General features: G+C 70.4%; 4 protein-coding genes and 1 pseudogene. 2 read left to right on the top strand and 3 right to left on the bottom strand.

Translation table 11 applies throughout. The annotated features are described in order from the left end of the window. Positions 1-751, top strand: a pseudogene (locus tag VGB60_RS01055) (hypothetical protein); the annotation flags it as partial. Between the two features lie 56 nt (positions 752-807). Beyond that, a complete protein-coding gene (locus tag VGB60_RS01050) occupies positions 808-2,085 on the top strand; it encodes a S41 family peptidase (protein WP_331036435.1) in 1,278 nt (425 codons plus the stop codon). On the opposite strand, the gene purT is transcribed toward VGB60_RS01050, so the two are convergent. The 3 genes from purT to tkt all read right to left on the bottom strand — a co-directional run. Further along, a complete protein-coding gene (gene purT, locus VGB60_RS01045) occupies positions 2,082-3,281 on the bottom strand; it encodes a formate-dependent phosphoribosylglycinamide formyltransferase (RefSeq protein WP_331036434.1) in 1,200 nt (399 codons plus the stop codon). The genes VGB60_RS01050 and purT overlap by 4 nt on opposite strands. Next, positions 3,278-3,673 carry a VOC family protein gene (locus VGB60_RS01040; RefSeq protein WP_331036433.1) on the bottom strand — a complete coding sequence of 132 codons (396 nt, stop codon included), beginning with the start codon at positions 3,671-3,673 and terminating at the stop codon, positions 3,278-3,280. The genes purT and VGB60_RS01040 overlap by 4 nt, the downstream gene beginning before the upstream one ends. 2 nt (positions 3,674-3,675) lie before the next feature. Then, positions 3,676-5,617, bottom strand: a 1,942-nt coding sequence (gene tkt / locus VGB60_RS01035) for a transketolase (RefSeq protein WP_331036432.1), incomplete at its 5' end; no start/stop codon positions are given.

The raw sequence follows: 5,617 nt of genomic DNA, 5'->3' as shown, positions 1-5,617 counted from the left end.
ATCCCCGCCCATGCTGACCCTCTTCGCCCTGTCCGCCATCCTGATGCAGGATCCGCCCTCGCCTCCAGCGTCCGGGGATGAGGTGCGTTCCAGCGTCTTCATGGTCAACGGCGCGGGCCATGTGGCGCTCGACAAGGACGGGGACCGCCAGATTTCGCGCGAGGAGTTCGCCGCGCCACTGAACGATCACTTCGTCCGGCTGGACAAGGATGGGGATGGGCGGCTCTCCACCGACGAACTGGCGGCGGGACACGGCGGCGGCGCTCATGAGATAATGCTCCGCCACGGCGCGGGCGGGCCGAACGTGCATCACTTCGAGATGCGACGGCCGATGTCAGGCGCCGGCGGGGATGTGATCATTCAGCGCGGGGAGGGCGGCGAGGTATCGCGAGTTTTTCGCTTCGACCTCGGCGGCGGGGCGGCCGGCGGCGATCATTCGGTGATGCTGCGCGAGCGGGCGGACGGACCAGGAGAGCGGCGTGTCATCCACCAGTTGAGGCGTGACGGCGACACGAGCGCGCCTCGGGTCCGGATCGTGGAGCTGGATGGGCCCGGCGGCGCGGACCGGTCTCTGGACGCGGACGACGACGGCCGGCTCTCGGAGGCTGAGTTCACGGCGCCTCTGCGCGAGGCTTTCGCCCGTATGGACGCCGACCGCTCCGGCTTTGTCGAGGAGGGCGAGCGCGGAGACAACGGCGAGGTCCGCGTCTTCAGGCATCGCATCGAAACCCGCGGAAACGCCGAGGACTGAACGCTCCGGCGACTTCGTGATTTTGAAAGACCCGACATCCCGGCTCTAATGCCGGGATGAATACAGGTCGCCTGTTTCACCGACTGACGGCAGCCGTCGCGCTGGGCCTGATGCTCGGCGCGGCGCCCGCGTCGGCCCAGGCGCCTGCTCCGGCCGCCGCAACCGAGGCTGAGGCTTCGAGCCCGCCGGAGCGTGCTCGCCTGAACCAGCGGGTGTTCGATCACGTCTGGAACGAGGTCCGGCGCGAATACTACGATCCTGGGCTTCACGGCGTCGACTGGGAACAGGCGCGCCGCACCTGGCGGCCGCTGGCGTTGGCTGCCCGGGACGATCGGAGCCTGTACCGGGCCTTGCGCGGCATGCTCGACCTGTTGGACGACGACCATGCCGGCGTCTCGCCGCCCGCCGTGGCGCGGCGGCAGGACCGGCTACGCGAGCGCCGCGCGGCTATCGGGGTCACGCTCCGTCCCGACCCCTCCAACGAGAACGGCTATCTGATCGACCGGGTGCGGGAAGATTCACCCGCCGCCGAGGCCGGCATCGTCGCGGGATGGCGGCTGCTGATCGACCGCGACGCCGCCTGGAGCCCCGAGCGGGATGTGGTCGAAGGCCGGCCGGTCAGCCTGACGCTGATCGACGGCGCCGGCGCCGCCCGGGCTCTCGTCGTCCATCCGCGCGTCCTTGAGCCGCGCCCAGCCTTCACAGCGGATCGTAGCCGTGAGGGCGTGGTGGTCCTGACCATTGAAGGGTTCGAACAGGGGCTGGGCCGCTGGATCGGTGAGCAGCTGGCGGATGTGACGCCCGAGACGGACGTGATCCTCGACCTGCGCGGCAACCCGGGCGGTCGCCTGCTCGAGGCGGATGCGGTGCTCAGCTGCTTCCTGCCGGCGGCCCGGCCATGGGCCACCCGGACACCTCGCAACGGTCGTCGCATTCTGATGAAGACCGGCGGCGGCTGCGGCGCGCTCGACGGCCCGGTCGTCAACGACGTCGCCGTGCTGGTCGACGAACAGAGCCGCAGCGCCGCGGAGCTCACACCCGCCGCTCTGCAGGAGGCCCGTCGCGCCCTCGTCGTCGGCGCCCCGACCGCAGGCGCCGTGCTGATCTCCCAGGAGACGCGGCTGCCGGACGGCGGCCGGTTGACGCTCAGTCGCGCCGACTTCGTCACCTCGGGCGGCGTGAGACTGGAGAAGCGGGGGGTGACGCCCGACATTCTCGCCGCCGCCCCCGGCCCGGACGCGCCGGGCGGTCGCGATCCGGCTCTCGAGGCCGCCATCGCCGCCCTGGCCGCGACGTCGCCCGAACGGGCGGAGGCGCCTCCGGCTGCTCTTTAGGCCCTTACAGGCCGGACCCGCGACGCCGCCAGCCTGGCCCGTTCCCGGGCCTGCTCCACCGTCTCGCCCCGCGCCGTGGCGACGCCCATGCGCCGGCGCTGGTAGCTCTCGGGCTTGCCGAACAGGCGCAGGTCGGCGGTTGGGACGGCCAGCGCCTCGGCCACGCCCTCGAAGGCGATCCCCACTGCGTCCATGCCGCCGTAGATGACCGCGCTGGCGCCCGGTTCACGCAGGGTGACGTCGACCGGCAGACCGAGAATGGCGCGGGCGTGCAAGGCGAACTCGCTCATCGTCTGGGTCGCGAGGGTGACCAGTCCGGTGTCGTGCGGGCGGGGCGAGACCTCCGAGAACCAGACCTGGTCCCCAGCGACGAACAGCTCGACCCCGAACACGCCGAGGCCGCCGAGCGCGTCGGTGACCGTGCGGGCGATCTGCTGAGCGGTCGCGAGGGCGGCCGGGCTCATGGCCTGCGGCTGCCAGCTCTCGACATAGTCGCCGTCCACCTGCCGGTGGCCGATAGGGGCGCAGAAGTCGGTGCGGATGTCGCCATTCGGGCTTCGCGAGCGGACCGTCAGCAGGGTGATCTCGTAGTCAAAGGCGACCCGGCCCTCGACGATGACCGTCGCCGTATCGACGCGGCCCGAAGACTGGGCGTGGTCCCAAGCTGCGCCCGCCTCCGCCGGCAACCTGATCATCGACTGGCCCTTGCCCGAGGACGACATCACCGGCTTGACGAAGACGGGCAGGCCGATCCGCTCAGCCGCCTGCGCCAGCTCCTCCGCGGACCGGGCGAAGGCGTAGGGCGAGGTCGGCAGGCCCAGCTCTTCGGCCGCCAGACGCCGGATGCCCTCGCGGTTCATGGTCAGCTGGGTCGCCCGGGCGGTGGGGATGACGACCGACAGCCCCGCGGCTTCGATCGCCGCGAGTACATCCGTCGCGATGGCCTCGATCTCCGGCACGATGATGTGCGGCGCCTCGGCCAGGATGACGCCGTTCAGGACCTGCGGGTCGGTCATCGGGATGACGTGGCTGCGATGCGCGACCTGCATGGCCGGGGCGTTGGGATAGCGGTCGACGGCGATGACCTCGACGCCGAGACGCTGCAGCTCTATGGCCACCTCCTTCCCCAGCTCGCCCGCGCCCAGCAGCATGACGCGGGTGGCGGTGTCGGACAGGGGGGTGCCGATGCGGCTCATGGTTGGTTCTCGCGCTTCCTCTGGATCAGGTCCCACCCGTTCCCGTACAGGTCTTCGAACACCGCCACCTTGCCGTAGGGCTCGTCTCGCGGCGGCTCCCGGAAGCGAACCCCGGCGGCGGTGAAAGCGGCATGGTCGCGGTCGAAATCGTCCGTCTCAAGAAACAGCCACACGCGGTCACCGGCCTGGGCCCCGATCCTCGCGAGCTGTTCCGTCGTCGTGGCGCGGGCGAGGACGAGACTGGCCTGACCGCCGCGGGGCGTGACCCGGACCCAGCGCTTGTGGCCCTGATCCACGTTCTCGCTCAGATCGAAGCCCAGCCTGCCGACGTAGAAGGCGATCGCCTCGTCATAGTCCCGGACCAGCAGGCTGACAGCCGCCAGATGCGGCATGTTCAGAGCCGCGCTTTCGCCGCGGCGACCACCGCCTCGGCGGTGATGCCGAACTTCTCGTACAGCACCTCGGCCGGGGCGCTGGCGCCGTAGCCGGTCATGCCGACGAAGGCGCCGTCCTCGCCGATGAACCGCTCCCAGCCCTGCTGGATCGCCGCCTCGACGGCGACCCGAACCGTACCTCTGCCAATGACCGAGGCCCGGTAAGCGTCGTCCTGCTGGAAGAACAGCTCAAAGCAGGGCGCCGAGACCACGCGGGTCGGGGCGCCCCCGGCCTCCAGCGTTTCCGCCGCCGCGAGAGCGAGCGGCACTTCCGTGCCCGTGGCGAACAGGGTCACCTTCGCTTCGCCGGTCGCCGGGCGCAGCTCGTAGGCGCCCCTCGCCGAAAGGTTCTGGTCGGAGGCGGTGGTGCGCACGGCGGCGGTTTTCTGGCGCGACAGGGCCAGCACCGACGGCGTCGCCTTATGCTCCAGCGCGATCCGCCAGCACTCCATGGCCTCGACCGTGTCGGCGGGGCGGAAGACCAGCAGGTTGGGAATGGCGCGCAGGGCGGCGAGGTGCTCGACCGGCTGGTGCGTCGGACCGTCTTCGCCGAGGCCGATGCTGTCGTGGGTCAGGACGTGGATGACCCGCGCGCCCATCAGGGCGCCGAGCCGTATCGCCGGACGGCTGTAGTCCGAGAACACCATGAAGGTGCCGCCGTAGGGGATGACGCCGCCGTGCAGCGCCAGCCCGTTCATGGCCGCCGCCATGCCGAACTCCCGGATGCCCCAGTTGACGTAGCGCCCCTCATAGGTCGGCGCGTCGAAAATCGGCGTGCCCTTGACGAAGGTGTTGTTCGAGCCCGTCAGGTCGGCGGACCCACCGATCAGCTCGGGAATGGCGGCGAACAGTTCGTCCAACGCCGCGCCTGAGGCTTGGCGGGTCGCCTGCGCTGGCTTGGTCTCCACCAGTTCGGCGATCCGCGCCTGAAGCTTGTCGAAGGCGCCGGCGGGCAGCTCGCCCTTGAAGGCGCGGGTGAAATCGGCGGCCTGGGCCGAGGCGTTCAGCCGGGCCTCCCACGCCTTGCGCGCCTTGGCCCCGCGGCGGCCGACCTTCTTCCACGCCTGTTCGACCGCCTCGGGCAGCTCGAACGGCTCGTGTTCCCATGAGAGACCGAGGCGGGTCGCGGCGATTTCGGCGGCGCCCAGGGCCGCGCCGTGGGTCTTGTGGCTGCCTTCCATCGTGGCGGCGCCGCGGCCGATCTTGGTGCGGCAGGCGATCAGGGTCGGCTTGTCCTGTTTGGTCGCCCAGGCGAGGGCGGACTTGATCGCCTTCATGTCGTGCCCATCGATCGCCTTAACCGCCCAGCCGGCGGCCTTGAAGCGGGCCTTCTGGTCGGTGGCGTCCGACAGACTGACGGCGCCGTCGATGGTGATGGCGTTGTCGTCCCACAGCACCGTCAGCTTGTTGAGCTTGTAGCGGCCGGCGAGGGTGATCGCCTCCTGCGACACGCCCTCCATCAGGCAGCCGTCGCCCGCGACAACCCAAGTACGGTGATCGACCAGATCGTCGCCGAAGCGGGCGGCCATATGGCGCTCGGCCATGGCGAAGCCGATCGAGGTGGCCAGTCCCTGACCCAGCGGACCGGTGGTGGTCTCGACGCCCGGCATATGGCCGTACTCCGGGTGGCCCGCCGTCTTCGAGCCCCACTGGCGGAAGTTGGACAGCTCCTCCTTCGTCGCGGCCTTGTAGCCGGTCAGGTGCAGCAGGCTGTAGATCAGCATCGAGCCGTGGCCGGCCGATAGGATGAAGCGGTCCCGATCCGGCCATTCCGGGCGGCTGGCGTCGAACTTCAGGAATTTCGAGAACAGCACCGTGGCGACATCGGCCATGCCCATCGGCATGCCGGGGTGGCCGCTCTTCGCCTTCTCCACACCGTCCATCGACAGCACCCGGATGGCG

It is taken from the genome of Brevundimonas sp. (assembly GCF_036399195.1).
Taxonomy (GTDB): Bacteria; Pseudomonadota; Alphaproteobacteria; order Caulobacterales; family Caulobacteraceae; genus Brevundimonas.
The sequence above is the reverse complement of the archived record's forward strand: the minus strand, read 5'-3'. Positions and strand labels throughout refer to the sequence as shown.